Origin of the sequence: Streptomyces sp. NPDC058525 (assembly GCF_042719495.1) — a bacterium.
GTDB lineage: Bacteria > Actinomycetota > Actinomycetes > Streptomycetales > Streptomycetaceae > Streptomyces.
The window spans coordinates 1-26,483 of record NZ_JBHXNP010000119.1; the positions used below are offsets into that span (position 1 = coordinate 1).

Sequence of the window (26,483 nt, forward strand, 5' to 3'; positions counted from 1 at the left end):
CACGGGATGTGGGCCCCTCGCGCGTCTCCGGTGTGTTCATTGGGGTGTTCCCCCAAGCCGCTTGCACTCGCGGGGGTCGAGTGCTAATCATTGGCGTTAGCACTCTCCTGGTGAGAGTGCTACTGAACAAGGACCGGGTCGGTGAGGCCCGCAGCGTCCGGCGGGAAGGAACCGCCGGGCACGCAGGCCGTCCGTCGCGGGCGCGGGCGCGGTCCTGGAGCAATCCACCGCTGTCCGGGAGGACCACTTCAGATGGCCAAGATCATTGCGTTCGACGAGGAGGCCCGGCGCGGTCTCGAGCGTGGGATGAACCAGCTCGCCGACGCCGTCAAGGTCACCCTTGGCCCCAAGGGTCGCAACGTCGTCCTTGAGAAGAAGTGGGGCGCCCCCACGATCACCAACGATGGTGTCTCCATCGCCAAGGAGATCGAGCTCGAGGACCCGTACGAGAAGATCGGCGCCGAGCTGGTCAAGGAAGTCGCCAAGAAGACGGACGACGTCGCCGGCGACGGTACGACCACCGCCACCGTGCTCGCCCAGGCGCTCGTCCGCGAGGGCCTGCGCAACGTGGCGGCCGGCGCCAACCCGATGGCCCTCAAGCGTGGCATCGAGAAGGCCGTCGAGGCCGTCTCGGGCGCCCTGCTCGAGCAGGCGAAGGATGTCGAGACCAAGGAGCAGATCGCTTCCACGGCCTCCATCTCCGCCGCCGACACCCAGATCGGCGAGCTCATCGCCGAGGCCATGGACAAGGTCGGCAAGGAAGGCGTCATCACCGTCGAGGAGTCGCAGACCTTCGGTCTGGAGCTCGAGCTCACCGAGGGCATGCGCTTCGACAAGGGCTACATCTCGGCGTACTTCGCCACCGACATGGAGCGTATGGAGGCGTCGCTCGACGACCCGTACATCCTGATCGTCAACTCCAAGATCGGCTCGGTCAAGGACCTGCTGCCGCTCCTGGAGAAGGTCATGCAGTCCGGCAAGCCGCTGCTGATCATCGCCGAGGACGTCGAGGGCGAGGCCCTGTCGACCCTGGTCGTCAACAAGATCCGCGGCACCTTCAAGTCCGTCGCCGTCAAGGCCCCGGGCTTCGGCGACCGCCGCAAGGCCATGCTCGGCGACATCGCCATCCTCACCGGTGGCACGGTCATCTCCGAGGAGGTCGGCCTCAAGCTGGAGAACGCCGGTCTCGACCTGCTGGGCCGCGCCCGCAAGGTGGTCATCACCAAGGACGAGACCACCATCGTCGACGGTGCCGGTGACAGCGACCAGGTCCAGGGCCGCGTCAACCAGATCCGCGCCGAGATCGAGAACTCCGACTCGGACTACGACCGCGAGAAGCTCCAGGAGCGCCTCGCGAAGCTGGCCGGCGGCGTGGCCGTCATCAAGGCCGGCGCCGCGACCGAGGTCGAGCTCAAGGAGCGCAAGCACCGCATCGAGGACGCCGTTCGCAACGCGAAGGCGGCCGTCGAGGAGGGCATCGTCGCCGGTGGCGGCGTGGCCCTGCTCCAGGCCTCCGCGGTCTTCGAGAAGCTCGAGCTCACGGGCGACGAGGCGACCGGCGCCAACGCCGTGCGCCTGGCCCTCGAGGCCCCGCTCAAGCAGATCGCCGTCAACGGTGGTCTCGAGGGCGGCGTCGTCGTCGAGAAGGTGCGCAACCTGCAGATCGGCTGGGGCCTGAACGCCGCGACCGGCGAGTACGTCGACATGATCGCCGAGGGCATCATCGACCCGGCGAAGGTCACGCGCTCCGCGCTGCAGAACGCGGCGTCGATCGCGGCCCTCTTCCTCACCACCGAGGCCGTCATCGCCGACAAGCCCGAGAAGGCCGGTGCCCCCGCGGGCGGCGGCATGCCGGGCGGTGACATGGACTTCTGATCGGCCCCAGGCTGATCGGCTGTTCTCGAACGAGGGCGGCACCCCCTGCGGGGGGTGCCGCCCTCGGGCGTTCAGGCGGCCGTGCGCGCGACGAAGACGACCTGCTCGTGGTCGTCGCCCAAGGCGATGTTCAACGAGGCGTCGAGGGCGTGCGCGAGGCGGCGCAGCAGGGGCAGGGTGGGCACGGCGTCAGCCCCCTCCACGCGGGAGATCTTCGCCTGGGTGAGCCCGGCCCGCGCGGCGAGTTCGGCCTGGGACAGGCCCAAGGCCTTGCGCCTGTCGTACACGGCCTTGGCGAACGCCATCGCAAGCCGGACTTCCGCCCGCTCGGCCTCGACCTCGGCCGACTCCCCGTGCGCTCCCGTGGCCTTCCTCTCCCGGGCCAGTTTCCAGCGGGTGTGGTTCATGGGGCGTTCCCTTCCTCGCCGCGGCTGTACGTCATGTGGGCCGTTCCGTGCTCCTTCTCGCACACCATACGAGCCGTGACCGCGCGGCTCACTTGGGCCGCCTCATGCATGCGCGTCTTACGGAACACGGTGAGGAGCACGATCCTGCGCCCCGGCGCGAACCAGTACGTGATCCGCGTGGCGACGCCGTCGATCGTGGGTCGAAGCTCGTACACCCCGTTCCCGAGGGGGCGAGCGAAGGGCATGGGGGTCAAGGTGCCGTGGGCGGCCAACAGCTCCGCGTACTCCTCCACCTTCAGGTACTGCTTGTCCGGTAGCAGCTCAAGCCAGCTCCGCACTTCGGGCTCCAGCTCGATCACGTGCAGATCGTCCATGCCGCGCAGCGTATTATGTCGTTGGCGACATAATACGCCTGTTGTGGTCAGTCGCATCCCATCGGATTGCCGCGTTTCCTGCATTGACGCAGAGGGTGGTTGACTTCGGCGTATGGCTGACGTGTTCATCAAGATCTGCGGGCTGCGCACCGCGCAGGACGTCGACGTGGCCGTCGGCGCCGGAGCCCACGCCATCGGCTTCGTCTTCGCCCCCGGCAGCCCCCGTACCGTCGACGCCGCCACCGCGCGCGAGCTGGCCGCGCGGGTGCCCGCCGAGGTGCTCACCGTCGGGGTGTACCGCGGGCAGCCGCTCGACGAGGTACGGCGGCTCACCGAGCGCAGCGGGGTGCGCGCCGTGCAGCTCCACGGGGACGAGGGCCCGGAGTACTACGAGGAACTGCGCGCGCCCGGGCGGACCCTGATCCGGGCCACCGCGAGCCAGGTGGCCCGCTGCGGGGAGCTCGGCGAGGACCTGCTGCTGCTCGACGCCCCCGACCCCGGCTCCGGCAAGCCGTGGAACTGGGGCTCGGCGGAGTTCACCCCGCCCGAGGGCCGCTGGCTGCTCGCGGGCGGACTCACCCCCGGCAACGTGCGCGAGGCCGTCGAGACCACCGGCGCCTGGGGCGTGGACGTCTCCAGCGGGGTGGAGCGGGAGCGCGGGGTGAAGTCGCCGGAGCTGATCCGCGCCTTCATCGAGGCCGCACGCGGAACGGCACCCCGCACTCGCTGAGCGTGTTCATGTGATTACTCCCAGCGAGAACGCGGGCGTGATCCGGGCCGGCGGGGGCAGAACCACCCCATGGTCACGGACACGCTCGCCTGGCTGCGGCGCCTGACGCGCCGCCTCGCCCCGGGCGGTGGGGACGGCCGCGGGCCGGTGCTGCCCGCGCCCCGCCGCACGCCCGTCTTCACCGCCGACTTCTCCTCCACCGCCCAATGGGTCGCGGGCCGCTCCTGGGCCTATCCCGACGGCGGCCCCACCAACCCGGGCGACAACAAGCTCGACCACCTCGTCGCCGACCCCGCCTACAGCCGCGGCGGCGTCTTCCGGGCGACGCCCCGCCCCGACGGCAACTGGGACACCGGCCTGCTCACCACCGAGGGCAGCGACGAGGGCTTCGCGCTGCGCACCGGCGACGTGCTGGAGGCGCGGGTCAAACTGCCCGTGGAGGTGGGGGCCTGGCCCGCGATCTGGACCTGGCGGGACGGCGGCCAGGAGGTCGACGTCTTCGAGTACCACCCCGACCACCCGGACCTGCTGGAGCTCTCGAACCACGTCCGCGAGGGCCACCGCTACCACCGCGACCCGTCGGTGCGGCCTGGCGCCTGGGTCGACCTCAAGGTCGAGTTCGGCAGGAACTCGGTCGTCTGGTGGGTCAACGGCGCCCGCGTGTACGCCGACCGCAAGGGCGTCGGCCGGTCCTGGTGGGCGTACCTCATCGTGAACCTCTCCGTATCGGCGGGCCGCTACCATCCGGCACCCGGCCCGGGCGTGACGGAGATGTCCTACGAGGTCTCGCGGCTGCGCGTGTTCCGGCGCTGAACCCCGCCTCCGGACGCAGGGCTTCGGACACAGGCCGGACACAGGCCGGGCACAGGCCTTCGGACACAGGCCTTCGGGCCCGGCGGCAGTGGACCAACGTCCCTGTCCAGGGGCCTTCCGCCTCGGAAGACTTCGGGCATGGACACCCTCGACTCCCTGATCGTCACGGTCAACGACCACCTCTGGACGTACCTGCTGATCCCGCTGGTGGTGGGAGCCGGCCTCTACTTCACGATCCGGTCCCGGGGCGCCCAGCTGCGCCTGCTCCCCGAGATGTTCCGGGTGGTGAAGGAGAAGACCCCGCCGCGCGCCGACGGACGCAAGCAGGTGTCGTCCTTCGGCGCGTTCACCATCTCCGCGGCCGCCCGGGTCGGCACCGGCAACATCGCCGGCGTGGCCACCGCCATCACGCTGGGCGGCGCGGGCGCCGTCTTCTGGATGTGGATGATGGCGGTCATCGGCGCGGCCTCCGCCTTCGTGGAGTCGGCGCTCGCCCAGCTGTACAAGGTCCGGGGCGCGACCGGCGAATACCGGGGCGGTCCCGCCTATTACATGCAGCGCGCGCTCGGCAAGCGCTGGCTCGGCGTGCTGTTCGCGGTGACGATCACCGTCACCTTCGGCTTCGTCTTCAACGCCGTGCAGGCCAACACGATCACGGCCGTGGCGAGCGGCTCGCTCCCGGAGACGGGCTCGGAGTGGTTCGGGCCCGCGCTGGGCGTGCTGCTCGCCGCGCTGCTCGGGCTCGCGGTCTTCGGCGGCGTCAAGCGGCTCTCCTCGGTGACCACCGTCCTGGTCCCGGTGATGGCCGTCGTCTACCTGCTGCTGGGCGCCGCGGTCGTGCTGCTGAACGTCACGGAGTTCCCCCGGGTCCTCGCGGACATCGTGGGCGGCGCCTTCGGATGGCGCGAGCTGGCGTCCGGCGGTGTCGGCGCGGCGATCCAGCAGGGCATCCGGCGCGGCATGTTCTCCAACGAGGCCGGCCTCGGCTCGGCCCCGAACGCGGGCGCGGCGGCCGAGGTCTCGCACCCGGTCAAGCAGGGCCTCGTACAGGCCCTGGGCGTCTTCTTCGACACGCTGCTCGTGTGCACGATGACCGCCTTCGTCGTGCTCGTCACCAGCCCGGAACTCGCGGGCCGCCAGGGCGCGGACCTCACGCAGACCGCGCTCGGCGAGACGCTCGGCGGCTGGGCGGCGCACGTCCTGACGGTCGTCGTCTTCATGCTCGCCTTCAGCAGCATGATCGGGAACTACTACTACGGCGAGACCAACATCCGGTTCATCACCCGCAGGCGCTGGGTGCTGCCCGGCTACCGCGCGCTGGTCCTGGCGGCGGTCGTGCTGGGCTCGCTGGGCTCGGTGTCGGTGGTGTGGAACCTCGCGGACGTCTTCATGGGCTTCATGGCGCTGGTCAACCTGCTCGCCATCCTCCCGCTGTCGGCGATCGCCTTCCGGCTCCTCGACGACTACCTCGCCCAGCGCCGGGCCGGCCTGGACCCGGTGTTCACCCGCGACCGGATGCCGGACCTGCGCGGGATCCAGTGCTGGGACCCGGTCCGCACGACGGTCCGGGCCCGGGCAGGCAGCGGCCGGTAGGGCGGTCCGCCGGGCGGCCCTTGTCGGGCCGCCCGTCAGTCCGTACGCCTACACGCCCGTACGCCCGTACGCCCGTACGCCCGTGCCTCAGGCCGCCCGCCAGACCGTCATGTCGGCGGTGATCCAGTCGGGCAGACCCTTCAGCCGCACCACCGACTTGATCTGGATCACCAGCAGCGCGATGTCCCCCGACGGGTGCCGGACACAGATCTCGGTGCCGGGCGCCACCGCGGCGAGCGGGAGCTTGTGCTGCGTACTGGCCTTCGTGAGGCGGCCGCAGGTGTCGAGGTTGCCGCTGCCGGGGTCTGCGTACAGCATCGTGAGCACGCTCGTCTCGCTCACCAGCTCGCACTGGGTCGTCCCGCACTCCAGGCGGATGTCCCCCGCGCGGTCCTCGCGCTTGACCGGCTCCTTGATGCCGATCGAGTTCTCCTCGCTCAGCCGCACCATCGGATACGGGTGGGGCGCGGGCGGTCTGGACGGCGTGGGCGAGGTCTTGGGCGTGCCCGACGCGGATCCGGCGGCTCCGGACGCCTTGGCGCCGCCGCTCGCCGAGCCAGCGGCCCCCGGGACCGGGCCGGGGGACGTGGCCGCGGCCGCCTCCCGTTTCCGTACCCGGTCCGCCGCGTCCATGATCGACCAGCCCAGGCCGGTCAGCACGAGGGCCGACGCCGTCACCACCGCGGTGGCGATCAGCGCGGTACGCCGTCTGCGCCTGCGCCGCTCCTCCGGCGTGAGCGGCGGTGTCGGCGCCGGCTGCCAGACCATCGGCCCCGGCGCCGTCGGATGCGGGGTCAGCGGCCGGGTGTGGACCGAGGTGGGCTGCGGGACCGGAGCCGGGACCACCACCTCGGGGCCCGCGACCTCCCGCCAGACGGCCGGTCCGCCGCCCGCGTCGGCGTCCTTGCCGAGCCGCTGCCGGCACGCGGCCACGATCTCGGCCGGGGTGGCCCGGTCCTGCGGGTCGGCGGCCAGGCACCGGGCGATCAGCGGGCGCAGCGACTCCGGGAGCCGGGACAGGTCCGGCTCGGAGTGGACGATCCGGAACAGGACGCTCATGGAGGGCCCGTCCCCGTACAGGGGCTCGCCCAGCGCGGCGAACGCCGCGGTCTGACCGAGCGCGAACACGTCGCTGGCCGTGCTGACCTCGCCCGCCTGCGCCTGCTCGGGGGACATGTACTGGGGCGTGCCGATGGCCGTGCCGGTGGCGGTGCCCATGCTGGTGTCGGAGGCCAGCGAGATGCCGAAGTCGATGACGCGGGGGCCGTCGGCGGCCAGCAGTACGTTCGACGGTTTCAGGTCCCGGTGCACGATGCCCGCACCGTGGATGTTCTGCAGCGCCTCGGCCACGCCCGCCATCAGCCACAGCACCGCGGGCACCGGCAGCGGTCCGCGCCGGGCCACGGCCTCCGACAGCGAGGGCCCGGGCACGTAGAGGGTGGCCAGCCAGGGCGGGTTCCCGTCCGCCTCGGCGTCGATGAGCTCGGCGGTGTACGCGCCGCGGACCCGGCGGGCGGCCTCCGCCTCCCGGCGGAACCGGCGCCGGAACGCCGGGTCCTCGGCCAGTTCCGGCCGCACCACCTTGATGGCCACCGGGCGTCCGCCCTGCGTGTGGGACAGGTAGACCCGGCCCATGCCGCCCGCGCCGATCCGGGCCGCGAGGCGGTAGCCGGCCACGGTCCGCGGATCGTCCGCCCGCAGCGGCTGGAACACCTCGGTCGCGCTGTTCATCGGCTCCCCCCGATTACCCGATTCCCCCGATCAACCGGTGCGCTGATCGGCTTCACCCTAAGCGGCGGGCGGGGACGGGGATTTGCCGGGGAGAGGGCCGGTCAGGCCGGGGTGCCGAAGGAGGAGGAGGAGGAGGAGGAGGAGCCCTGTCCGTCCGCCTCGACCGATGCCACGACGTCGGCCGCCCGCAGGGCTTCGACCTGCTCGGGGGAGAGCTGGGCGGCGAAGCCGTTCAGCGTGTCGCGGTAGACGTAGAGCGGGGTGATCCCGTGCTCCTCGGCGACTTCGGCCGGGTCGAGACCGGGGTACACGGTGACGATGTAGGTGGGGTGGTCGGCGGCGGCCGCGCGGGGCAGGGGCCCGTGCGCGGCGGTGGCGGATGCTGCGGACACGGGCAGGACGACGGCGACGGCGACGGCGGCCAGGACGGCGACGGCCACGGGCAGGGCTCGGCTCAGACGGTTGCGCATGGGGGGAGGCCATCACGGCCGTCGGGCCCGGTCAACGACGTCCGGGGGTGTGGCGGGGGCACGGGGGAGCGCACCGGCCGCGCGCCCCCTGATGTGGGTGAGGACCGTACGGGTGATCTTGCCGGGGCCGCGGCGGACCGGGCGGCCGCGGCCCCGGCCTTGGCGCCGCAGGGGGACAACCCTTTCTGCTGCTCGTACGACGGGCGTGCGCAGACGGCCGCCTCGCACGATCGGCCGGGTGGGCAAGGTGGTTCAACCCGCCTGTAGGTGGCACCGATGCAACTGAGGGCCGCCCCTGGGAGCGCTTGCCGCCGTGGGGGCGGCTCGCCCATGCCGACCCTCCACCCCGTCAGGGAGCCCCTTCCATGCGCCTGCTCGCACGTGTGGCCACCGCCGCGCTCATCGCCCTCGTCCCGGCCGCGGCCGGCACGGCCTCCGCCGCGGCCCCGGAGCCGACCCCGGCGCCGCTCCTCAAGGCCGAGAATCCGGTGCCCGGCCAGTACATCGTGACCCTGGAGAAGGGGCAGGACGCGGCGGCGGTCGCGAAGAAGCTGGGTGTGAAGCCGTCGTTCGTCTACACGAAGGCCATGAGCGGCTTCGCGGTCCCGCTGACCCCGATCCAGCTGACGCTCGTCCGCAACGCCCTGGGCGTGAAGTCGGTCGAGGAGGACGCCAAGGTGCAGTCGGTGCCGAGGAAGAGCGCCGCGACGGCGACGCGGGCCCCGTCGCACTCGTGGGGGCTGGACCGGACCGACCAGCGCAATCTGCCCCTGGACAACAACTTCACCGTCCAGGGCAACGGCGCCGGGGTCACCGCGTACATCCTCGACACCGGCATCGACTACAACCACACCGAGTTCGGCGGCCCAGACGCCACCCGTGCCGCCTTCGGCTTCGACGCCATCGGCGACGGGCGCAACGGTGCGGACTGCAACGGCCACGGCACGCACGTCGCCGGCACCGTCGCGGGCCAGACGTACGGGGTCGCGGGCAAGGCGAACCTGGTCAGCGTCCGTGTTCTCGGCTGCGACGGTTCGGGAACCTACGCGGGGATGATCGCGGGCCTGGACTGGGTGGCCAAGAACGCCAAGCAGCCCGCCGTCCTCAACGGCTCGCTGGGCGGGGACAGGTCGACGGCGCTGAACGACGCCGCGACCGCCCTCTCCGACGCGGGCGTGCTCCCGGTCATCGCGGCGGGCAACTCGGCGAAGGACGCCTGCTTCGTCTCGCCGGCGTCCGCCCAGCGCGTGGTGACGGTCGCGGCGAGCAACCAGTACGACGAGGAGACCTCCTTCTCCAACTACGGCGAGTGCACCACCCTCTACGCTCCGGGCGAGGGCATCGTCTCCGCGAAGCTCGGCGGCGGCAGCGTGGCCCTCGACGGCACGTCGATGGCCTCCCCGCACGTCGCCGGGGTCGCGGTCCTCTACAAGGCGGAGCACCCGAAGTCGGACCCCGCCGAGCTCTACGAGTTCCTCGAAGGCGAGTCCACCAAGGACGTCCTCAGCAAGATCGGCAAGTCCAGCCCCAACAAGCTGCTCTTCACGAACGGCCTCTGAGCCGCCCCCGTACGGGCGACCGGGTGCCGTGCGACCTCGCCCCGGGCCGCCCGTACGGGTGAACTTCCTGCGGTCGTTCGTTCGGGCCGTCATTCCAGGTGGTGACCCGGAATGACCCTTTCTGCACCCCCTCCGACACGCCTGGCGCGGCGGCCCCGGCCTATCCGCCAGGCGGAGTCGCCCGGCTCAAGTCCTCCCCGGGCCGGATCCGATGAAGGTGGGGGCCGCCATCCGGGACCCGTTCGCCGGTGCCGGAGCGCGGCTCGTCCACGCTGGTCCACCCGCACTTCAGGGAGTCCCCTCCATGCGTCTGCTCGCCGCGCGCGTCACCGCCGCCGCCGTCATCGCACTGACCCCCGTGGCGGCCGGTACGGCTACCGCCGCCGCCCCGGAGCCGACCCCGGCGCCGCTGCTCACCACCGCGAACGCCATCCCCAACGACTACGTCGTCTCCCTCAACAGGGGCGTCGACCCGGTGAGGTTCGTGCAGGAGGCCGGGGTGAAGGCGAAGTTCACCTACACCGCCGCGTTCAACGGGTTCGCCGCCACTCTCACCGAGCAGCAGCTGAGGACCATCCGCCATACGTACGGTGTGCGGGGCGTGGCACAGGACGGGACGGTGACGGCCCCGCCGACCCCGGCGAAGGACGTCCAGAGCAAGTCGCCCGCGAACTCGTGGGGCCTGGACCGGATCGACCAGCGGTACCTGCCGCTGGACGGCAACTTCAGCGCGAACAACAGCGCTCAGGAAGTGACCGCGTACATCCTCGACACCGGCATCGAGTACAACCACGCCGAGTTCCGCGAGCGCCTCGGCACGCGTGCCCGCCTCGGCTTCGACGCGTTCGGCGGGACCGGGGCCGACTGCAACGGCCACGGCACGCACGTGGCCGGTACGGTCGGCGGCACCACGGTCGGTGTGGCGCGCAAGGTGAAGCTGGTCAGCGTCCGCGTCCTCAACTGCGAGGGCACCGGCCCCTGGTCGGGCATCATCGCGGGCTTCGACTGGGTGGCCCGCAACGCCCGGCAGCCGGCCGTCCTGAACGCGTCGCTGGGCGGTGCGCGCTACCTCCCGGTGAACGAGGCCGCGACCGCCGTGTCCGACCGGGGCGTCCTGCCGGTCATCGCGGCGGGCAACGACAACCGCAACGCCTGCGACTACTCTCCCGCGTCCGCGGACCTCGGCGACGAGCGCCACCGCAACCGCGTGGTGACGGTCGGCGCGACCAACCGCTTCGACGAGGAGACCCCCTTCTCGAACTGGGGCCCGTGCCTCGACATCTACGCCCCCGGCCAGGACATCATCTCGGCGCGGCTGGGCGGCGGCACCGTGCCCATGAGCGGTACGTCCATGGCCGCGCCGCACGTCGCGGGTGTGGCCGCGCTGTACAAGCACGATCACCCGAACGCGCTGCCGGCCGAGGTGGCGGACTTCCTCGACGACGAGTCCACGAAGGACATCGTCGAGAACCTCAGCGACGACAGCCCGAACAAGCTGCTGTTCACGGCCGGCCTCTGATCTCCGATCGGTCAGAGCGCAGCGACGAAGGTCGCCCAGGCCCGTGCGTGGAACACCACGTGCGGGCCTTCGGGCTGCTTGGAGTCCCGGACGGGGACGAGGTGGGGGTGGCCGTCGGCGACCTCTAGGCAGTTGCCGCCGTCGCCTCCGCTGTAGGAGGACTTGCGCCACGTGGTCGTTGAGAGGTCGTGCTCAGGCTTACTGGTCATGTTCGTAATCCTCCGCCACCGACTCGATCAAGGCCAGGGAGTTGCGCGGGGACAGCGCGCTGGCCGTGAGGAGATCGTAGGTCAGCATGTGTCGGGCCACTGTTGCTGGATCGTCAAACAACTGGCCCATCCCGATGCCGTCCACGTAGGCAAGCGGGGGAGCGTCATCGAAGGACATGAGCTTGAGGGAACCGTCCAGTCCTGCGTGCATACCCGCGCTGAACGGCAGTACCTGCACGATGATCCTGTTGGCCCTGATCAGGCTTGCGATGTGTCGCAGGGCTTCGGTCATGACCGCTGGATCGTCCCCGCACCGGCGCAGGACGGCCTCGTCGAGGACACACCAAAACAGTGGTGTTGTTGGATCATTGAGGATCGCGGCGCGATCAAGCCGGTTCGTCACCAGCTCGTCGATGGTCTCCTCGGACGCTGTCGGCTGATAGGCGCGGCAGACAGCCCGAGCGTAGGCCTCCGTCTGGAGCAGGCCGGGGATCAGCTGGGGCGCGTACTCCCGGATGGCCGTCGCCAGCGCCTCCGCTTCGGCGGCCTCCGTGAAGTGGTCGGGATACTTGGACTTGGCCACCGCAGCGCAGTTGCGGACGAAGAATCCATCGGTCTTCAGGATCTCGTCTATCGCCTTCGCGAGTTCGAGGGTGATCCGGCGGGTGCCCGCCTCCATCTGGCCGACGTACGAGCCGCTCACGAAGAGCTTCTCCCCCAACGCGGCCTGACTGAGGCGGGCCCGCTCGCGGGCGACGAGGAGTTCGGCGCCGAGCATGGCGCGGGGTGAGGAGGACGGGTCGAGGTTCTTTCGTGCCATGGCAACTCCCGGTCCAACAGATGCGGTTGCTGGGTGCCCGTTATTGAAAGGCTAGCGAGCCCGCCGCCACTCTGAGTACGGAACCTGACCACTCAGAGTAAAAAGGTGACATGTCATGGTGATGACCGCGAAGGAGCGGATGCTCGCGACCGAAGAGGCCGTGCGGCAGCTGAAGGGGGCGCTGGACGGGGTGGGGGTGGTGTTCCCCTCGCTCGGCGTCGAGCAGGTCTCCGCGGCCGGTACGTACGGGCTGCCCCTGGTCGACCTGGGGCGCTGCAACGTGGACACCGCGCTCCGGCTGGCAGCCGTACTGCACGAGCGGGGTCGCGGGTGAGCGAGGCGGTGGAGGCCGCGGAGTTCGGCTTCGAACTCGGGTGGAAGCTGGCGGCCTTGGAGGCCGCGCTGGTCAGTGGCGGGTGGAAGCGCAGGGGTGCCGGGCTGTCCGTGCGAGTGGAGCGCGACGAGGGCGGCGGCGGGTCGTGGACCGCGGTCGGGGACGACGGGGTCCGGCGCGAGGCCCGGTCGGCCGGTACGGCGGACGGGGCGGCCGCGCTGGTGCGGGCGGCCTTCGGGCTGACGGGGTGGCCACCGCCGCCCCCGCCGCCGGGTCGGCAGCGGTTCACGCTGATCCACTGCCCGGCCGGGGCGCGTCCGGGGTTCGACGATCCCCGGTACGAGGGGCTGAAGGCGGGGCCGCCGGAGGGGTGCGAGGTCGAGGACGTCGGTGGGTACCTCGGGCTCCGCTGCGAACGGCCGGGCGCGCGGCTGCTGGACGCCGTGGCCGAGACCTGCCGGGAGGTCCGGGCGGAGCACGGGCTGCTGATGACCGACCTCGGCATCGAGAAGCTGTGGGAGTGGTCGCAGGACGGTACGGACGGCTGGGGCGCGGAGATCGTGGGCCAGCTGCTGCTGATGGCCGCCGAGCGCGGCCCGAAGCTCGGCTACACCACCGACGACCTGGTGCGCTTCCTGCGCACCGCGGCGGGTTAGGGGGCCGGCCGGAGGATGTCGCGGAAGCGGAGGAGGAGGTACTGGGCGTTCGGGGACCCGGCGTCGAAGGGCTGGCGGCGCAGGGCTTCCGCGACGGCCGGGCCCCAGAGCCAGGCGATGTGGCAGCTGTAGCAGAACGCCGCCTCGTACAGCGGGTCCGGGGCCGGGTCGGCGTACGCGCGGATGCCCCAGCCGGGGGCGAACCCGCAGAGGTTCGGCTCGCCGGGCGGCAGCTTCCCGATCACGGTCAGGGCGGTGGTGAGGTCGGGGCCGGTCCAGCGGGCCACGACGTCCCCGGTCATCGGCTCGCCCCAGGTCTCGGGGCCGGCGGTGATCCGTACGACGTCGAGGCGGGTGGGAGCCGGGCCCGGGGCGGGGAGCTTCACGCGGGGGCCGGGTCGGTGCGGAGGCGGGCGTGGAGGTGTTCGTCGTGCCAGCCGTCGGCGTGGAGGAGGGCGCCGCGCATGGTGCCCTCCAGGGGGTAGCCGGCCTTCGTGGCGACGGCGCAGGAGGCCGGGTTGGCCACGGAGTGGGTCAGGCGCAGGCGGTGCAGGCCGAGGTCCTCGAAGGCCCAGCGGCCGACGCGGTCGACGGCGGGGACCATGACGCCGGCGCCGCGACCGGCGGGCAGCAGCCAGTAGAGGAACTCCGCGCTGCCGCCCGCGAGGTCGAGGTCGCCGAGGCCGATCAGGCCGACGGCGCGACCGTCTGGGGCGGGTGCGGCGGGGGCGATCGCCCAGATCACGGAGGCTTCGGCCTGGCGGCGGGCCTCCCAGCGGTCTATGCGGTCCACGGCCTCGGGCTCGGTGAGGCGGCCGGGCCGGTTCCAGTGCCGGATGTCCGGGTCGAGGCAGGCTTCGACCAGCGCGGGGGCGTCGGACGGGGCCCAGGGGCGCAGCAGCATCCCGCCGGGGAGGGCGAACTCCGGCTGCGGCAGGCCGCGGAGGCTGCCCGGCGGGACCACGGGGGCGAGAGGATCGATCATGACCCCATCATGCGGGTGGGCCGCGGCGGCCGGGCCGCGCGGGTCGGGCCGGGGGCCTGGCCTGGCCCTGGGCCGGCCCGGGCGGGCCCGGTCCGGTCAGGGCCCGGCCGGTCGGCCTCGGTCAGGTCAGGGCCGGTTCCTTTGTGGGGGTCGGGTTCGGGGTGGGGGCCGGGGCGGGGTCGGTGTTCAGGTCGGTCAGCATCTGGCGGGTGAAGCCGAAGAAGTACGTGGCGAGGAAGCCCACCAGGTAGCCGACGACCAGGCCGCCCGCGTAGATGGCCAGCGTCGCGCCCCAGCCCGAGGTGCCGCCCAGCAGCGGGAACAGGGCCCAGCCCGAGGGGCCGATGGCCGTCGAGCCGAAGGCGACGCCGAGCTGGTTGAACAGGCCGACGAAGGCCCCGCCGGCCGCGCCGCCGATGCAGGCGGTGACGAACGGGCGGCCGAGCGGCAGCGAGACCCCGTAGATCAGCGGCTCGCCCACGCCCAGGAAACCGGCCGGGAGCGCGGACTTGATGGTGGTGCGCAGCGAGCCGTTGCGCGGGAGCCGGTAGTAGACGGCGATGGCCGCGCCGACCTGGCCCGCGCCCGCCATGGCGAGGATGGGCAGCAGGACCGTGTAGCCGGACTGTTCGATGAGGGTGGTGTGGATGGGGATGAGGGCCTGGTGCAGGCCCAGCATGACGAGCGGGAGGAAGAGGCCGCCGAGGACCAGGCCCGCGAAGGCGCCGCCGGTGGCGAGCAGCCAGTTGGCGAACGTACCGATGGCCGCCGAGGCCTCACCGGCGAGGAACATCAGGCCGAAGATGGTGGCCAGGCCCGAGATCAGGACGGTCAGGGTGGGCGTGACCAGCACGTCCAGGGCCTCCGGCACCCAACGGCGGCACCACTTCTCGACGTAGACGGCGAGCACGGCCGCGGCGAGCGCGCCGAGGACGCCGCCCTGCCCGGGCTTGAGCTCCATCCCGAAGGCGGTGATCTTCGCGACGCCGGGGAAGACGATGATCGCGGCGACCGCGCCGCCCAGGACGGGCGTGCCGCCGAACTCCTTCGCGGTGTTGTAGCCGACGAAGACGGCGATCAGCGACATGAAGCCGGACGCCATCGCGGCCAGCGCCGGGACGATGCCGGGCAGCCAGCCCGCGTTCGTCAGCACGCCGTTCAGCCCGGCGATGATGCCGCAGCCGACGAGGGCCGGGATCAGCGGGACGAAGATGTTCGCGATGCGGCGCAGGAACAGCTTGACGGGCGTCGCGTTGCGGGCCTTCTGTTCCGCCTTCAGCGCCGCTCCCTGCGCGGCCAGTTCGTCCGCCGTGACCGGGTGCGCGGCGGGACCGGAGCGGCCCTCCTCGACCAGCGCCTCGAACTCGGGGGTGACGCGGGCGACCGTACCCGGGCCCAGCACGATCTGGTACGTGTCGTCCTCGACCACGCCCAGGACCGCGGGCAGCGCGCGCAGGGCCTCGTCGTCGACCAGCGAGCGGTCCAGCAGGCCGATGCGAAGCCGGGTCATGCAGTGCGCGATGGACGCGATGTTGTCCGGGCCGCCGACCAGAGGAAGGATCGCGGCGGCTGTGGCGCGGTTCTTGTCAGTGGACATGTGCAGGTCGCCTTGCTGTTCGGGAAGGGGTAACGGGGGAGGGCTACGGGGCAGCGGGGGTCTACGGGCCCCGCAGGGGGTCTGCGGGGCCCGCGGGGGTCTGCGGAAGCCCGCGGGGGCCCGCGGGTTCAGCGGGGCTGGGCCCGCAGGGGGTTTGCGGAGGCCAGCGGAGGCCCGCGGGCTCAGCGGGGCTGGGCGTGGGCTTCGGTGAGGGCCGCGCGGAGGTGGCCGTCGGACGCGGCGAGCAGCTCGGCGGCGCGCGGGCCGTCGACCCCGCCGAGGACGACGAGGATGGCGTGCTTGACCTCGCCGCCGGTCGCGGTCAGGGCCGCCTCGATCTCCGCGTCGGGCGCGCCGGTGGCCAGCGCCACGATGCGGCGGGCGCGGGCGCGCAGCTTCTCGTTCGAGGAGCGCATGTCGACCATCAGGTTCCCGTACGTCTTCCCGAGCCGGATCATCGTGATCGTCGAGATGAGGTTGAGGACGAGCTTCTGCGCGGTGCCCGCCTTCAGGCGGGTCGAGCCGGTGAGCAGTTCGGGGCCGACGACGACCTCGATGCCGTGGTCGGCGGCCGCGGCGAGCGCGGAGCCCGCGTTGCAGGACAGTCCGACGGTGAGCGCGCCGCGCGTGCGGGCGAACTCGACGGCGCCGATCGCGTACGGGGTGCGGCCGGAGGCGGAGATGCCGATGACGGTGTCCTCGGCGGTCAGCGCGAGGGCGGTGAGGTCCTCGGCGGCCAGCTCCTTGGAGTCCTCGGCGCCTTCGACGGCCTTGACCATGGCGGAGGGGCCGCCCGCGATGAGGCCGACGACGTCGGCCGGGTCGGTGTTGAAGGTGGGCGGGCACTCGCTGGCGTCCAGGACGCCCATCCGGCCCGCCGTCCCGGCGCCCGCGTAGATCAGGCGGCCGCCCCGGGCCATGCGCGCGGCGATCGCGTCGACGGCGTCGGCGATCAGCGGCAGCCGCGCGGCGACGGCGGCCGGGACGGTGGCGTCCTCGGCGTTCATCGTGCGGGCGATCTCGAGGGTGGACAGCTGGTCGATCTCGGCCAGTTCGGGGCGGAAGGCCTCGGTGGTCAACGTGTCGAGCTGGGCGCGGAGTTCGGCGTACGCGGTCATGGGCGGGGGCTCCTGGCGGGTCGGCGGGCGGCGGTGCGGCGAGCGGTTCGGGGGCGGTTCGGGGGCGGTACGGGGGCGGTTCGGGGAAGTGGGGTCCGGCGGGCTTCAGTCGGCCTCAGTCGGCCTCAGTCGGCCTCAGCCGGCCTCAGCCGGCCTCAGCGGTCTTCAGCGGGCGGTGTGGCGGTGGGCGAGGGCCTCGTACGAGGCGGCGAGGGCCGGGGCGGCGGTCTCGTACGTCCGCTGCGCCACGCCGACGAAGAGGCAGTCGACGACGAGGAGCTGGCTGGTGCGGCTGGACATGGCGGCCGGGCGCAGCTGGGTCTCGCGGGCGGCGGAGGTGGTCAGGACCACGTCGGAGTAGTGGGCGACGGGGGCGTTGGGGCGGCCGGTGAGGGCGACCGTGGTGGCGCCGCGCTCGAAGGCGGTGCGGAGGGGTTCGATCACGTCGCCGGTGGAGCCGGAGTGCGTGATCGCGACGGCCACGTCGCCGGGGCGCAGCTGGACGGCGTTGGTGACGGCGAGGTGGGGGTCGCTGTGGGCGTGCGCGATCAGGCCGATGCGCAGCAGCTTCTGGGCGAGGTCCTGGCCGACGAGCGCGGAGGCGCCGATGCCGTAGATGTCGATGCGGCGGGCGGTCGCGAGGGCGGTGACGGCGGTGGCGAGCTGCGCCAGGTCGAGCCCGGCGGCGGTGTCGGCGAGGGTCTGCGCCTCCTCGTGGGCGAGCTTGGCGACGACATCGGCGAGGGGATCGTCGACCGCTATGTCGACGGTGACGGCGGGGGCGGCCCCGGACTCCTGCTGCGCGGCGAGGGCGGCCAGCGCGAGGCGCAGGTCGCGGTAGCCGGGGTAGCCGAGGAGGCGGGCGGTGCGCACGATGGTGGCCTCGCTGGTGCCGGTGCGGGCGGCGAGCGCGGAGACGGTGAGCCGGGCGCAGCCGGCGGGGTCGGAGGCGATGGTTTCGGCCACGGCCTGCATGGACCGCGTCATCGAGGGCCCGAGCCCGCGCACCCGGGCCCGCAGCGCGGAGGCCGACGGGGCCGGCGTGAGCGGGGCGGCAGCCGCAGGCCGCACGGGCCGGGCCCCGACGGCTCCGTCGGCGTCGACGGCCCGGTCCGCGTGCTGCGGGGCGTCCGTGGCCGGGCCCACCCGGTCTTCGCCGCCCATGACGCCCATGACGCCCACGGCGTCGATGGCGTCGATGGCGTCCGACTTGGCCCCGGACTGCACCGTCCTGAAAGTTTCTTCCGTGTTCTCGCTCACGTCTGAAACTTATTTTCGGCCACGCCGGGCGTCAAGACCCCGAAGGTCATGCCCTGGAAAGGACCTTCGCCACTTGGGCCGTACGGGGTCACAATGGCCCCATGGACCACGCGACCCCCCTGGAACAGGCGCTGCACGTCGCCCGCGCACTTGTGCTCGCCGATCTCGCCGCCGGTGAGGTCGCCGATGCCGACGTCGTCTCCCTCGTCGAGGACTCGGTCACGCACCGCCGGTGGTGGGTGGAGCAGTGGCCGGAGGGGGTCGACTACCTCGCCGGACTCGTCGCCCAGGACGTGCAGGACGCCCTGCTGGAGAAGTACGGGCGCTGGCCGCTCTGCCCGGTGTGCGGGCACGGCGATCCGCACGCGCTGGACGTGGAACCGGAACTGGGACCCGACCCGCACTGGGTGTGTTCGGAGGCGGGCGTGCGCGTGGCGGCGGTGGGCGGCCTCGGCCCCGTCCTCCGCCCGTGACCGTCTACATCGACCCGCCCACCTGGCCGGGGCACGGACGCATGTGGTCGCACCTGGTCAGCGATGTCTCGTACGAGGAACTGCACGCGTTCGCGGCGGCCATCGGCTGCCCGCCCCGGGCCTTCGAGCGGGACCACTACGACGTGCCCTCCTACCGCTACGCGGACGCGGTTCGCGCGGGCGCGGTGGAGGTCGGCAGCAAGGAACTCGTCCGCCGCCTCACGGCCGCCGGCCTGCGCCGCCCGAAGGGCCGGCCCGCGTAGCAGCCGTACCCGGTCCGGCCCGGGTGCGGTCCGACCGCGGTCCGACGCGGCCCGGTCAGCCCTGGCTGGCGGCGGGCTGGGGCCGGCCGCTCGTCCGGGCGGTGCCTCCGGAGGCGATCAGGCGGGTGGCCGCGGGCGGAGTGCGGCGGTGGAGGCGCAGGGCGATCGCGGTGAGGGCGAGGGCGGTGAGGGTCATGGCCGCGCCGGCCCAGGCGGTGGCGGAGAAGCCGAGGTCCGCGTCGATGACGGTGCCGCCGAGCCAGGGGCCGCCGGTGTTGCCGAGGTTGAAGGCGGCCGTGGTGGTGGCCCCGGCCAGGGTCGGGGCGGCGCCGGCCACGTTGAACATGCGGGCGTTGAGCGCCGGCGCGGTGAAGAAGGCCGAGACGCCGAGCAGGAACGACAGGGCGATCGCCGCGGCGGCGGCCGAGGCCAGCAGGGCGAGCGCGGCGAGGAAGACGGTCGAGGCGGTGATGCCCCAGAACATCACGCCGAACAGGTGCGCGTCCGCGATCCGGCCGCCGATGGTGGTGCCGACCAGCGCGCCCACCCCGAAGAGGCCGAGGATCCACGGGACCCAGCCGGAGTCCAGCCCCGCCACGTCCGTGAGCAGCGGTGACAGGTAGCTGAAGGCGCAGAAGACGCCGCCCGCGGCCAGGGCCGTGATGCCGATGGAGAGCCACACCTGGCGGTCGCGGTAGATGCGCAGCTCGCGGCCGAGCGAGGGCTTCTCGGCGGGCAGCGGGATCTTCGGGATCAGGGCCAGGATGCCGGCGAGGGCGAGCGCGGAGGCCGCGCCCACCGACCAGAACGCGGAGCGCCAGCCGAGGTGCTCGCCGAGGAAGGCCCCGGCGGGCACGCCGAGGACGTTCGCGATGGACAGGCCGCCGATCATGACGGCCATCGCGCGGGCCCGCTGGTCCTTGTCGACCATGGCGATGGCCACGGCCGCACCCACGGCCCAGAAGCCGGCGCAGGCGAGGGCGGAGACCACGCGGGAGGCGAAGAGGAGCTCGTACGAGGGGGCCAGCGCGCCCGCGACCTGCCCGAGGCCGAAGAGGCTGATGAGGGAGACGAGCGTGGTGCGGCGCGGGAGGCGCAGCGTGGCCACGGCCAGCAGCGGCGCCCCGATGACCATGCCGATCGCGAAGGCGGATATGAGCAGGCCCGCCTGCGGGATGGTGACGCCCATGTCCTCGGCGATGGGCGGCAGCAGCCCGGAGAGCATGAACTCGCTGGTGCCGAGTGCGAACACGGACAGGCCGAGGACGTACACGGCTACGGGCATGCGGGGGCGGCTTGCGGCAACAGCGGGCATGACTGTCACCAACCGTGGCGAACGCGATCAAATTCCCCGCGGGTCGAGCCGGGTCAGTTCGGCGGCGAGGTTGGCGCGTGCCGGGGCCTCCCAGTGGGCGGCTCCGTACGGGGTGCGGAAGAGCCTCGGCAGGGCGAGGAGCTGGCGGAGCACTCCGGCGCGGCCCGCGGTGAAGGCGTCGTCCGGCACGAACCCGTACTCGTCGCGCACGGCGGCGGCGTAGGCGGCGTAGGCCTCGGGCGGGCCGGCCAGGACGGCGAGGTCCGCGTCGCAGAGCGCCTCGCCGTTGGTGTCGCCGGGGGCGGGGTCGTGGGTGACGGTGAGCCGGACGAGGCGGGCCACCTCGGCGGTGCGGGCCGCGTCGACGCCGAGCTCGGGCAGGGCGCGCTCGGCGAGGACGGCGCTGCGCTCCTCGTTCTCGGAGCGGTCGGGGCGGTAGACGGCGTCGTGGAACCAGGCGGCCAGCTCGACGGCGGCGGGGTCGGCGGAGTGCTCCGCCAGTATGTCGATCCTGGCCAGTACGTCGGCCAGGTGCGCGGTGGTGTGGTACCTGCGCTGCGGCTCCGCCCAGGCGGTGAGCAGGCGGTCGGCGTAGGGGGCCGGGTCGCGGTCGGCGGGGGCGCCGGCGGCGGTGGCGGTGGCCCGGAAGCGGGCGTGGAGGCGGGCGTGGAGGGCCGCGGAGTCGGTGTGCGGGGTGCCTGTGTCCATGCGCACATTGTGGGGGTGGCGTGATGGTGCTGGTGGAGCGCGGGCGCGGGCCCGTACCCTGGATATTGGACTAGACCTATTTCGTGCAGCTTCTCGAAGGATGGGATCGAATGAGCAACCGTGCGCTCCTGGAGGTGATCGCCCTCGACGCGGAGGACGCGATCGCGGCCCAGGCCGGTGGGGCGGACCGGCTCGAGCTGGTCACCGACATGGCCGCCGACGGGCTCACCCCGCCGCGCGAGACCTTCGCGGCGATCAGGGCGGCGGTCGACATCCCGTTGCGGGTGATGATCCGCAAGACGGACGGCTTCGCGGCGGGCGAGGTCGCCGGGCTGGTGGAGGCGGCGCGGGGGCTGCGGGCGGAGGGCGCGGAGGAGTTCGTGCTCGGGTTCCTGAACCCGGACGGCACCCCCGACCTCGCGGCGGTCGAGGCCGTGGTGGCGGAGCTGGACGGCTGCCGGTGGACCTTCCACCGGGCCATCGACCGCGCGGCGGACCGCGACGGCCTGCGCAAGGCCCTGGCGGACCTGCCCGGCCTGGACACCTACCTGACGGCGGGCTCTGCGGCCGGGGTCGACGAGGGCATGCCGGTGCTGCTCGCGGAGGCGGCGCGGCGGGGTGAGCCGGGGTACGGGGCGCGGATGCTGGTCGGCGGGGGGCTGGCCCTTTCGCACCTGCCGGTGCTGCGCGAGGCCGGGGTCGACGCCTTCCACATCGGCGGGGCGGCCCGCCCGTCGGGCTGGACCCACCCGGTCTCGGCCAAGGCCGTAGCCACCTGGCGCACAGCCCTGACCTGACCGCCCCCCCCGGGGCTCCGCCCCGCACCCCGCGCCGGGCCGAGCTCCGGCGGCCCCCTGCCGGTCAAAGATTCGGGGCTCCGCCCCGGACCCCGCGCCTCAATCGCCAGCGAGGCTGAGGTTTGGCCCCCCAGGGCCAAGCCCAGCCCGTGAGGGCTGAACCAGGCCCGGCGGGGGCGAAACCAGCCTCGCCGGCGTTTGAGGCGCGGGGGTGGGCAGCGCCCCACGAAGCCTCGCGCAGCGGCATCATCCAGCCCCGCCGGCGTTTGAGGCGCGGGGGTTTGGGGGCGGAGCCCCCGACAGTGGTGCGGGTTAGGACAGGGGCGGGGGGAGGGGGGTTGAGTGGAGGGCCGTCAGGCCTGAGACGGCTCGGGTGAGGCAGACGTACAGGCGGCGCAGGCCCGTCCGTTCATCGGGTTCGCCGTCGACGATCGCGGCGGGCTCGTCCAGCACCACGTAGTCGTACTCCAGACCCTTCGCCAGCGAGGCCGGCACCAGGGTCAGCCGGGACTCCGCCGTCGTCTCCTCGCCGGGCGACAGGTACGGCAGCCCCGCCGCCCGCAGGGCATCCGCCAGGACCGGCACCCGCGCGTCCGCCGCGATCAGCCCGATCGACCCCTCGTGCAGCAGGGAGGCCCGGCAGGCCTCGAGCACCGCCGCCGTCAGGTCCGCGGCCTCGGCGATCCGCAGCGACCCCGGAGCCTCCCGCACCGAGGACACCGGAGCCAGCCCCGGCGAGATCGACGGCAGCAGCCGCGAGGCGTACGCGATCACCTCGCGCGGCACGCGGAAGCCCGCCGTCAGCTCCTCCACCACCGCCTGCGGCTTCCCGAGGTGCGCCAGCGCCTCGTCCCAGCTGCGCGTGGCCCACGGCGTGGTGCCCTGCGCCAGGTCACCGAGCACCGTCGCCGACCCCGTCGTACAGCGCCGGCCCACCGCCCGGTACTGCATCGGCGACAGGTCCTGCGCCTCGTCGAGCACGACATGGCCGAGCGAGGGCGTCCGCTCCACCAGGTCGGCCGCCTCGTCGATCAGGACCAGGTCCGCCGCCGACCACTTCGCCGACTTCACGCTCCGGAACGGCTTCGGCCACAGCAGCAGCTTCTGCTCGTCCGCCGTCAGTACGTCCGCCGCGTGCAGCGCCAGGAACTCCGGGTCGGACAGCAGCCGCAGCACCAGCTTCGCCGGGTCGACCGGCGGCCAGATCTCCTTGACCGCCGCCTTCACGGCGGCGCCCCGCGCCACCGCGTCCTGCACCCGGTCGTCCGGCGCCTCGCCCGCCTGCTCCATCCGTACGAGCACCGCGTGCGCGATCCGCTGCGGCAGGGCCTCGCGCGCCGCCCCGTAGCGGATGTCGCGGTTCTGCAGCTCCTCGACCATCTCGGCGATCTCGTACGCCGGCACCCGCCAGCGCCGCGAACCGCGCACCACCATCAACGCCTCGGTGGGCTGCGTGACATGGGAGGCGACGGCGCGGCGGAGCACCTCCGCCATCCGGGCATCGCCCTTGACCACGGCGGTTTCGGCCGCGTCCGCGCCGCGTACCTCCAGGCCGCCGCGCGCCACCAGGTCGTCGACGGTGGCCTGCTTGACCTCCAGCTCGCCCAGGGCGGGCAGGACCTGCTCGATGTAGTGCAGGAAGGAACGGTTCGGCCCGATGACGAGGGTGCCGGTGCGGGCGAGCCGGTCGCGGTGCGCGTACAGGAGGTACGCGACCCGGTGCAGGCCGACGGCCGTCTTCCCGGTGCCGGGCCCGCCCTGTACGCAGACCGAGCCGGACAGGCCGGAGCGGACGATCTCGTCCTGCTCGGGCTGGATCGTCGCGACGATGTCCCGCATCGGACCGACGCGCGGGCGCTCGATCTCCTGCTGGAGCAGCTTGCTGACGGCGGCCGCCTCCGCGGGGTCGGAGAGGTGCTCGTCCTCGTACGCCGTGAGCTCGCCGCCGGTGTAGCCGAACCGGCGGCGCAGCGCGATGTCCTGCGGGTCGGTCTTGGAGGCCCGGTAGAACGGCTGGGAGACGGGCGCGCGCCAGTCGATGACCATCGGATCGCCGTCGGCGTCGTGGACGTGGCGGCGGCCGATGTAGAACTGCTCGCCCTCCGCGCCCTCGGCGAGCTCCGCGCCGGGCGCGTGCAGGTAGTTCAGGCGGCCGAAGAAGAGGGGGGTGTGGGCGAGGTCGGCGAGGGCCTTGATCCGGTCGTCGATCTGGGCCTGGAGGACGATCGCGTTGACCCAGTTCGCGGTGACGTCGCGGATGTCGAGGGCCTCGACGTCCTCGCGCATGGCGCGGAGCGCGGCACGGGACGCGGTGAGGTGCGCCCGTTCGCGTGCGAGCGGATCGGCACCTGCGCCGGACACGGATGCGGGTGCGGATACGGACGCGGATGCGGGTCGTTCGGACTCGGGGGCGTGCGCGGGCACGGGACTGCCTCCAGCTGGTGGTGAGGACACAGATGGCCCACCGGTTGCCGTGCGGTGGGCGGCTCTCCCCGGTGGTGCTGCGGGAGGCGGCAAGAGCGGAGAGTGTAGCCACCGAGGCGCGTCCGCGCGAACGAATTACGGGGCCGGAAGTCCCTCCGCAAGCGCTCGACCGCGGGTCCTCCGAACGGGTGTCATACCCAGGGGTGTGAGACTTTCGGCAGAGCCACTAGGGGGTTCCATGAGCCCGGAGGAGGACACCGGAGGCCCGCAGGTTCCGCCCCCAGGGCGATGCCCCGGCGGGGGCGGAAACGCACCATGGATACATGAGCACCGCAACCTTCACCCCGATCCAGGGCGGCCGCCCTCGCGGCGCCACCGCCATCTCCGACTCCCGTCCGCGCCACGGCGTCGGCGGCATGCTGCGGGCCGCCAAGGTCTTCGCCGCGGCCGCCGTCAGCGTCGTCGTCCTCGGCGAGTATGCCGAGGACGCGGGCGTCATACGCCGCTGATCCGCGATACCGCGGATCAGCGACGCACGACGGGCCTCAGCGGACAGCCGGAGCCACGTCAGTCGCTCGCCAGCAGCTCGTCGGCGTCCATGATCCGGTAGGCGTAGCCCTGCTCCGCGAGGAAGCGCTGGCGGTGCGCCGCGAAGTCCTGGTCGATGGTGTCGCGCGCGACCACCGAGTAGAAGCGCGCCTCGTGGCCGTCCGCCTTCGGACGCAGTACGCGGCCCAGCCGCTGTGCCTCCTCCTGGCGGGAGCCGAAGGTGCCCGACACCTGGATCGCGACCGTCGCCTCGGGCAGGTCGATCGAGAAGTTCGCGACCTTCGACACGACCAGCACGCTGATCTCGCCCTGCCGGAAGGCGTCGAAGAGCTTCTCGCGCTGCGCGTTGGAGGTCTCGCCCTTGATGACCGGCGCGTCCAGGTGCTCGCCCAGCTCGTCGAGCTGGTCGATGTACTGGCCGATGACCAGCGTCTGCTCACCCTGGTGCTTGCGCACCAGCGCCTCGGTCACCTTCCGCTTGGTGGCCGTCGTCGCGCAGAAGCGGTACTTCTCCTCCGTCTCGGCGGTCGCGTAGGCCAGGCGCTCCGACTCCGTCAGGTTCACCCGGACCTCGACGCAGTCGGCGGGCGCGATGTAGCCCTGCGCCTCGATCTCCTTCCACGGCGCGTCGAACCGCTTCGGCCCGATGAGCGAGAAGACGTCCGATTCGCGGCCGTCCTCCCGGACGAGCGTGGCCGTCAGACCGAGGCGCCGGCGGGCCTGGAGGTCGGCGGTGAACTTGAACACAGGCGCGGGCAGCAGGTGCACCTCGTCGTAGACGATCAGGCCCCAGTCCCGGGAGTCGAACAGCTCCAGGTGCGGGTAGACGCCCTTCCGCTTGGTCGTCAGCACCTGGTAGGTGGCGATCGTGACGGGCCGGATCTCCTTGCGGGTCCCGGAGTACTCGCCGATCTCCTCCTCCGTCAGCGAGGTCCGCTTGACCAGCTCGTGCTTCCACTGGCGGGCCGAGACGGTGTTCGTGACCAGGATCAGCGTCGTCGCCTTGGCCTTCGCCATTGCCCCGGCGCCGACCAGCGTCTTGCCCGCACCACAAGGCAGCACGACCACACCGGAACCGCCGTGCCAGAACCCCTCCACGGCCTGCTGCTGGTACGGGCGCAGCGCCCAGCCGTCCTCCGCCAGGTCGATCTGGTGCGCCTCGCCGTCGACGTACCCGGCGAGGTCCTCGGCCGGCCAGCCCAGCTTGAGCAGCGTCTGCTTGATCTGCCCGCGCTCCGAGGGGTGCACGGCCACGGTGTCGGCGTCGAGCCGCGCCCCGACGAGCGGGGTGATCCGCTTGGACCGCAGGATCTCCTCCAGCACGGGCCGGTCGGTGCTGGTCAGGACCAGCCCGTGCACGGGGTGCTTGGAGAGGGTGAGCCGGCCGTAGCGGGCCATCGTCTCGGCGACGTCGACGAGCAGCGCGTGCGGGACCGGGTACCGCGAGAACTCGACGAGGGCATCGACGACCTGCTCGGCGTCGTGCCCGGCGGCCCGGGCGTTCCACAGGCCGAGGGGGGTGATCCGGTAGGTGTGGATGTGCTCGGGAGCACGCTCCAGCTCGGCGAAGGGGGCGATGGCGCGCCGCGCGGCTCCGGCGAGCTCGTGGTCGACCTCGAGGAGGAGTGTCTTGTCGCTCTGGACGATGAGAGGCCCGTTCACGCACGTCCCTTTCCGACATGGGGGGTCCACCCGGGCGCGGGTGGCCAAACCTCCAGTGTGCCGCATCACGGCGCGGCCGGGGCGGTACGGGCTTCCCGCGGCCCTCGGCGCGGGGCGGATCGGCTAGTGCTGTGGCCGGGAAGGTTCGCCGGGTCGCGGCGTCCGGTGCGGTGCATCGCAAGGCGGAGGGCCGCGGCTTGTACTGGACGTACTTGCGTGGTCCGACAACGCGGCGAGGTGCC

Annotated in this window: 27 protein-coding genes; 12 read left to right on the forward strand and 15 right to left on the reverse strand. The window is 72.8% G+C overall.

From position 1 onward, the window contains the following. Positions 1–252 precede the first annotated feature (252 nt). Positions 253–1,875, forward strand: a complete 1,623-nt coding sequence (gene groL / locus ACFWP3_RS36305; RefSeq protein ID WP_069921331.1) for a chaperonin GroEL — start codon at positions 253–255, stop codon at positions 1,873–1,875. Between the two features lie 71 nt (positions 1,876–1,946). Here the strand turns inward: groL and ACFWP3_RS36310 are convergent, their stop codons facing one another. Together ACFWP3_RS36310 and ACFWP3_RS36315 are read right to left on the reverse strand one after the other, a co-directional pair. Then, on the reverse strand, positions 1,947–2,282 hold the full coding sequence (locus ACFWP3_RS36310) for a helix-turn-helix domain-containing protein (protein ID WP_384229864.1): 336 nt from the start codon (positions 2,280–2,282) through the stop codon (positions 1,947–1,949). Next, the gene (locus ACFWP3_RS36315; RefSeq protein ID WP_384229866.1) at positions 2,279–2,656 is read right to left on the reverse strand and encodes a type II toxin-antitoxin system RelE/ParE family toxin; all 378 of its coding nucleotides are present in this window, start codon (positions 2,654–2,656) and stop codon (positions 2,279–2,281) included. Before ACFWP3_RS36315 ends, ACFWP3_RS36310 begins: the two co-directional genes overlap by 4 nt. 112 nt (positions 2,657–2,768) lie before the next feature. Between ACFWP3_RS36315 and ACFWP3_RS36320 the strand changes: the two genes are divergently transcribed. The 3 genes from ACFWP3_RS36320 (at position 2,769) to ACFWP3_RS36330 (ending at position 5,792) form a co-directional block, all read left to right on the forward strand. Then, on the forward strand, positions 2,769–3,386 hold the full coding sequence (locus ACFWP3_RS36320; protein ID WP_384229868.1) for a phosphoribosylanthranilate isomerase: 618 nt from the start codon (positions 2,769–2,771) through the stop codon (positions 3,384–3,386). A 69-nt stretch (positions 3,387–3,455) separates the two neighbouring features. Then, positions 3,456–4,199, forward strand: a complete 744-nt coding sequence (locus ACFWP3_RS36325) for a beta-glucanase (RefSeq protein ID WP_384229870.1) — start codon at positions 3,456–3,458, stop codon at positions 4,197–4,199. A gap of 138 nt (positions 4,200–4,337) precedes the next feature. After that, on the forward strand, positions 4,338–5,792 hold the full coding sequence (locus ACFWP3_RS36330; protein WP_384229873.1) for an alanine/glycine:cation symporter family protein: 1,455 nt from the start codon (positions 4,338–4,340) through the stop codon (positions 5,790–5,792). 87 nt (positions 5,793–5,879) lie between these two features. Here the strand turns inward: ACFWP3_RS36330 and ACFWP3_RS36335 are convergent, their stop codons facing one another. Continuing rightward, positions 5,880–7,523, reverse strand: a complete 1,644-nt coding sequence (locus tag ACFWP3_RS36335) for a protein kinase (protein WP_384229875.1) — start codon at positions 7,521–7,523, stop codon at positions 5,880–5,882. A gap of 101 nt (positions 7,524–7,624) precedes the next feature. After that, a complete protein-coding gene (locus tag ACFWP3_RS36340) occupies positions 7,625–7,993 on the reverse strand; it encodes a protease inhibitor I9 family protein (RefSeq protein WP_384229877.1) in 369 nt (122 codons plus the stop codon). A gap of 365 nt (positions 7,994–8,358) precedes the next feature. Between ACFWP3_RS36340 and ACFWP3_RS36345 the strand changes: the two genes are divergently transcribed. Continuing rightward, complete coding sequence (locus ACFWP3_RS36345) at positions 8,359–9,552, forward strand: S8 family serine peptidase (RefSeq protein ID WP_384229880.1); 1,194 nt, start codon at positions 8,359–8,361, stop codon at positions 9,550–9,552. A 304-nt stretch (positions 9,553–9,856) separates the two neighbouring features. After that, a complete protein-coding gene (locus ACFWP3_RS36350) occupies positions 9,857–11,071 on the forward strand; it encodes a S8 family serine peptidase (RefSeq protein WP_384229882.1) in 1,215 nt (404 codons plus the stop codon). A gap of 11 nt (positions 11,072–11,082) precedes the next feature. On the opposite strand, the gene ACFWP3_RS36355 is transcribed toward ACFWP3_RS36350, so the two are convergent. Beyond that, positions 11,083–11,280 (reverse strand): DUF397 domain-containing protein, encoded by a 198-nt coding sequence (locus ACFWP3_RS36355; protein WP_384229885.1) that lies wholly within the window; start codon positions 11,278–11,280, stop codon positions 11,083–11,085. Beyond that, positions 11,270–12,100 (reverse strand): Scr1 family TA system antitoxin-like transcriptional regulator, encoded by an 831-nt coding sequence (locus ACFWP3_RS36360; RefSeq protein WP_384229888.1) that lies wholly within the window; start codon positions 12,098–12,100, stop codon positions 11,270–11,272. The genes ACFWP3_RS36355 and ACFWP3_RS36360 overlap by 11 nt, the downstream gene beginning before the upstream one ends. A gap of 115 nt (positions 12,101–12,215) precedes the next feature. On the opposite strand from ACFWP3_RS36360, the gene ACFWP3_RS36365 reads away from it, so the two are divergent. Next, positions 12,216–12,434 carry a hypothetical protein gene (locus ACFWP3_RS36365; RefSeq protein WP_384229891.1) on the forward strand — a complete coding sequence of 73 codons (219 nt, stop codon included), beginning with the start codon at positions 12,216–12,218 and terminating at the stop codon, positions 12,432–12,434. Continuing rightward, a complete protein-coding gene (locus tag ACFWP3_RS36370; RefSeq protein WP_384229893.1) occupies positions 12,431–13,090 on the forward strand; it encodes a hypothetical protein in 660 nt (219 codons plus the stop codon). Before ACFWP3_RS36365 ends, ACFWP3_RS36370 begins: the two co-directional genes overlap by 4 nt. On the opposite strand, the gene ACFWP3_RS36375 is transcribed toward ACFWP3_RS36370, so the two are convergent. The 5 genes from ACFWP3_RS36375 to ACFWP3_RS36395 form a co-directional block, all read right to left on the reverse strand. Beyond that, complete coding sequence (locus ACFWP3_RS36375; protein ID WP_384229894.1) at positions 13,087–13,476, reverse strand: hypothetical protein; 390 nt, start codon at positions 13,474–13,476, stop codon at positions 13,087–13,089. The genes ACFWP3_RS36370 and ACFWP3_RS36375 overlap by 4 nt on opposite strands. Further along, entirely contained in the window at positions 13,473–14,075 is a 603-nt protein-coding gene (locus ACFWP3_RS36380; protein WP_384229897.1) for a GNAT family N-acetyltransferase, read from the reverse strand. Before ACFWP3_RS36380 ends, ACFWP3_RS36375 begins: the two co-directional genes overlap by 4 nt. 121 nt (positions 14,076–14,196) lie before the next feature. Next, positions 14,197–15,672, reverse strand: a complete 1,476-nt coding sequence (locus ACFWP3_RS36385) for a PTS transporter subunit EIIC (protein ID WP_384229900.1) — start codon at positions 15,670–15,672, stop codon at positions 14,197–14,199. Between the two features lie 182 nt (positions 15,673–15,854). Beyond that, positions 15,855–16,790: an N-acetylmuramic acid 6-phosphate etherase gene (gene murQ, locus ACFWP3_RS36390; protein ID WP_384229903.1), complete on the reverse strand. Its 936-nt coding sequence runs from the start codon at positions 16,788–16,790 to the stop codon at positions 15,855–15,857. 165 nt (positions 16,791–16,955) lie between these two features. Beyond that, positions 16,956–17,954 carry a MurR/RpiR family transcriptional regulator gene (locus tag ACFWP3_RS36395; protein ID WP_384229923.1) on the reverse strand — a complete coding sequence of 333 codons (999 nt, stop codon included), beginning with the start codon at positions 17,952–17,954 and terminating at the stop codon, positions 16,956–16,958. A 197-nt stretch (positions 17,955–18,151) separates the two neighbouring features. On the opposite strand from ACFWP3_RS36395, the gene ACFWP3_RS36400 reads away from it, so the two are divergent. Beyond that, positions 18,152–18,523 carry a hypothetical protein gene (locus tag ACFWP3_RS36400; RefSeq protein WP_384229905.1) on the forward strand — a complete coding sequence of 124 codons (372 nt, stop codon included), beginning with the start codon at positions 18,152–18,154 and terminating at the stop codon, positions 18,521–18,523. Continuing rightward, positions 18,520–18,786: a DUF4031 domain-containing protein gene (locus ACFWP3_RS36405; protein ID WP_384229908.1), complete on the forward strand. Its 267-nt coding sequence runs from the start codon at positions 18,520–18,522 to the stop codon at positions 18,784–18,786. The genes ACFWP3_RS36400 and ACFWP3_RS36405 overlap by 4 nt, the downstream gene beginning before the upstream one ends. 55 nt (positions 18,787–18,841) lie before the next feature. On the opposite strand, the gene ACFWP3_RS36410 is transcribed toward ACFWP3_RS36405, so the two are convergent. Beyond that, entirely contained in the window at positions 18,842–20,071 is a 1,230-nt protein-coding gene (locus ACFWP3_RS36410) for a Cmx/CmrA family chloramphenicol efflux MFS transporter (protein WP_384229910.1), read from the reverse strand. A 57-nt stretch (positions 20,072–20,128) separates the two neighbouring features. Then, positions 20,129–20,809, reverse strand: coding sequence for a hypothetical protein (locus ACFWP3_RS36415; RefSeq protein WP_384229912.1), 681 nt, complete (start codon positions 20,807–20,809; stop codon positions 20,129–20,131). Between the two features lie 110 nt (positions 20,810–20,919). Here ACFWP3_RS36415 and ACFWP3_RS36420 point away from each other — a divergent pair, with 110 nt between their 5' ends. Continuing rightward, the gene (locus ACFWP3_RS36420) at positions 20,920–21,606 is read left to right on the forward strand and encodes a copper homeostasis protein CutC (protein ID WP_384229914.1); all 687 of its coding nucleotides are present in this window, start codon (positions 20,920–20,922) and stop codon (positions 21,604–21,606) included. 312 nt (positions 21,607–21,918) lie between these two features. On the opposite strand, the gene ACFWP3_RS36425 is transcribed toward ACFWP3_RS36420, so the two are convergent. Then, positions 21,919–24,030, reverse strand: a complete 2,112-nt coding sequence (locus ACFWP3_RS36425) for a HelD family protein (RefSeq protein ID WP_384229916.1) — start codon at positions 24,028–24,030, stop codon at positions 21,919–21,921. 323 nt (positions 24,031–24,353) lie between these two features. Here ACFWP3_RS36425 and ACFWP3_RS36430 point away from each other — a divergent pair, with 323 nt between their 5' ends. Next, positions 24,354–24,539, forward strand: a complete 186-nt coding sequence (locus tag ACFWP3_RS36430; protein WP_384229918.1) for a hypothetical protein — start codon at positions 24,354–24,356, stop codon at positions 24,537–24,539. A gap of 58 nt (positions 24,540–24,597) precedes the next feature. On the opposite strand, the gene ACFWP3_RS36435 is transcribed toward ACFWP3_RS36430, so the two are convergent. Beyond that, positions 24,598–26,241, reverse strand: a complete 1,644-nt coding sequence (locus ACFWP3_RS36435; protein ID WP_384229921.1) for a DNA repair helicase XPB — start codon at positions 26,239–26,241, stop codon at positions 24,598–24,600. Between the last annotated feature and the right edge of the window lie 242 nt (positions 26,242–26,483).

Bases quoted from the DNA above. Each gene is read 5' to 3' on its own strand.
- ACFWP3_RS36395 (WP_384229923.1), bottom strand. From the start codon at position 17,954: ATGGGCGGCGAAGACCGGGTGGGCCCGGCCACGGACGCCCCGCAGCAC.
- murQ (WP_384229903.1), bottom strand. From the start codon at position 16,790: ATGACCGCGTACGCCGAACTCCGCGCCCAGCTCGACACGTTGACCACC.
- ACFWP3_RS36340 (WP_384229877.1), bottom strand. From the start codon at position 7,993: ATGCGCAACCGTCTGAGCCGAGCCCTGCCCGTGGCCGTCGCCGTCCTG.
- ACFWP3_RS36320 (WP_384229868.1), top strand. From the start codon at position 2,769: ATGGCTGACGTGTTCATCAAGATCTGCGGGCTGCGCACCGCGCAGGAC.
- ACFWP3_RS36310 (WP_384229864.1), bottom strand. From the start codon at position 2,282: ATGAACCACACCCGCTGGAAACTGGCCCGGGAGAGGAAGGCCACGGGA.
- ACFWP3_RS36330 (WP_384229873.1), top strand. From the start codon at position 4,338: ATGGACACCCTCGACTCCCTGATCGTCACGGTCAACGACCACCTCTGG.
- ACFWP3_RS36350 (WP_384229882.1), top strand. From the start codon at position 9,857: ATGCGTCTGCTCGCCGCGCGCGTCACCGCCGCCGCCGTCATCGCACTG.
- ACFWP3_RS36345 (WP_384229880.1), top strand. From the start codon at position 8,359: ATGCGCCTGCTCGCACGTGTGGCCACCGCCGCGCTCATCGCCCTCGTC.
- ACFWP3_RS36315 (WP_384229866.1), bottom strand. From the start codon at position 2,656: ATGGACGATCTGCACGTGATCGAGCTGGAGCCCGAAGTGCGGAGCTGG.
- ACFWP3_RS36380 (WP_384229897.1), bottom strand. From the start codon at position 14,075: ATGATCGATCCTCTCGCCCCCGTGGTCCCGCCGGGCAGCCTCCGCGGC.
- ACFWP3_RS36400 (WP_384229905.1), top strand. From the start codon at position 18,152: ATGGACCACGCGACCCCCCTGGAACAGGCGCTGCACGTCGCCCGCGCA.
- ACFWP3_RS36325 (WP_384229870.1), top strand. From the start codon at position 3,456: ATGGTCACGGACACGCTCGCCTGGCTGCGGCGCCTGACGCGCCGCCTC.
- ACFWP3_RS36430 (WP_384229918.1), top strand. From the start codon at position 24,354: ATGAGCACCGCAACCTTCACCCCGATCCAGGGCGGCCGCCCTCGCGGC.
- ACFWP3_RS36410 (WP_384229910.1), bottom strand. From the start codon at position 20,071: ATGCCCGTAGCCGTGTACGTCCTCGGCCTGTCCGTGTTCGCACTCGGC.
- ACFWP3_RS36355 (WP_384229885.1), bottom strand. From the start codon at position 11,280: ATGACCAGTAAGCCTGAGCACGACCTCTCAACGACCACGTGGCGCAAG.
- ACFWP3_RS36420 (WP_384229914.1), top strand. From the start codon at position 20,920: ATGAGCAACCGTGCGCTCCTGGAGGTGATCGCCCTCGACGCGGAGGAC.
- ACFWP3_RS36385 (WP_384229900.1), bottom strand. From the start codon at position 15,672: ATGTCCACTGACAAGAACCGCGCCACAGCCGCCGCGATCCTTCCTCTG.
- ACFWP3_RS36335 (WP_384229875.1), bottom strand. From the start codon at position 7,523: ATGAACAGCGCGACCGAGGTGTTCCAGCCGCTGCGGGCGGACGATCCG.
- ACFWP3_RS36365 (WP_384229891.1), top strand. From the start codon at position 12,216: ATGGTGATGACCGCGAAGGAGCGGATGCTCGCGACCGAAGAGGCCGTG.
- groL (WP_069921331.1), top strand. From the start codon at position 253: ATGGCCAAGATCATTGCGTTCGACGAGGAGGCCCGGCGCGGTCTCGAG.
- ACFWP3_RS36360 (WP_384229888.1), bottom strand. From the start codon at position 12,100: ATGGCACGAAAGAACCTCGACCCGTCCTCCTCACCCCGCGCCATGCTC.
- ACFWP3_RS36415 (WP_384229912.1), bottom strand. From the start codon at position 20,809: ATGGACACAGGCACCCCGCACACCGACTCCGCGGCCCTCCACGCCCGC.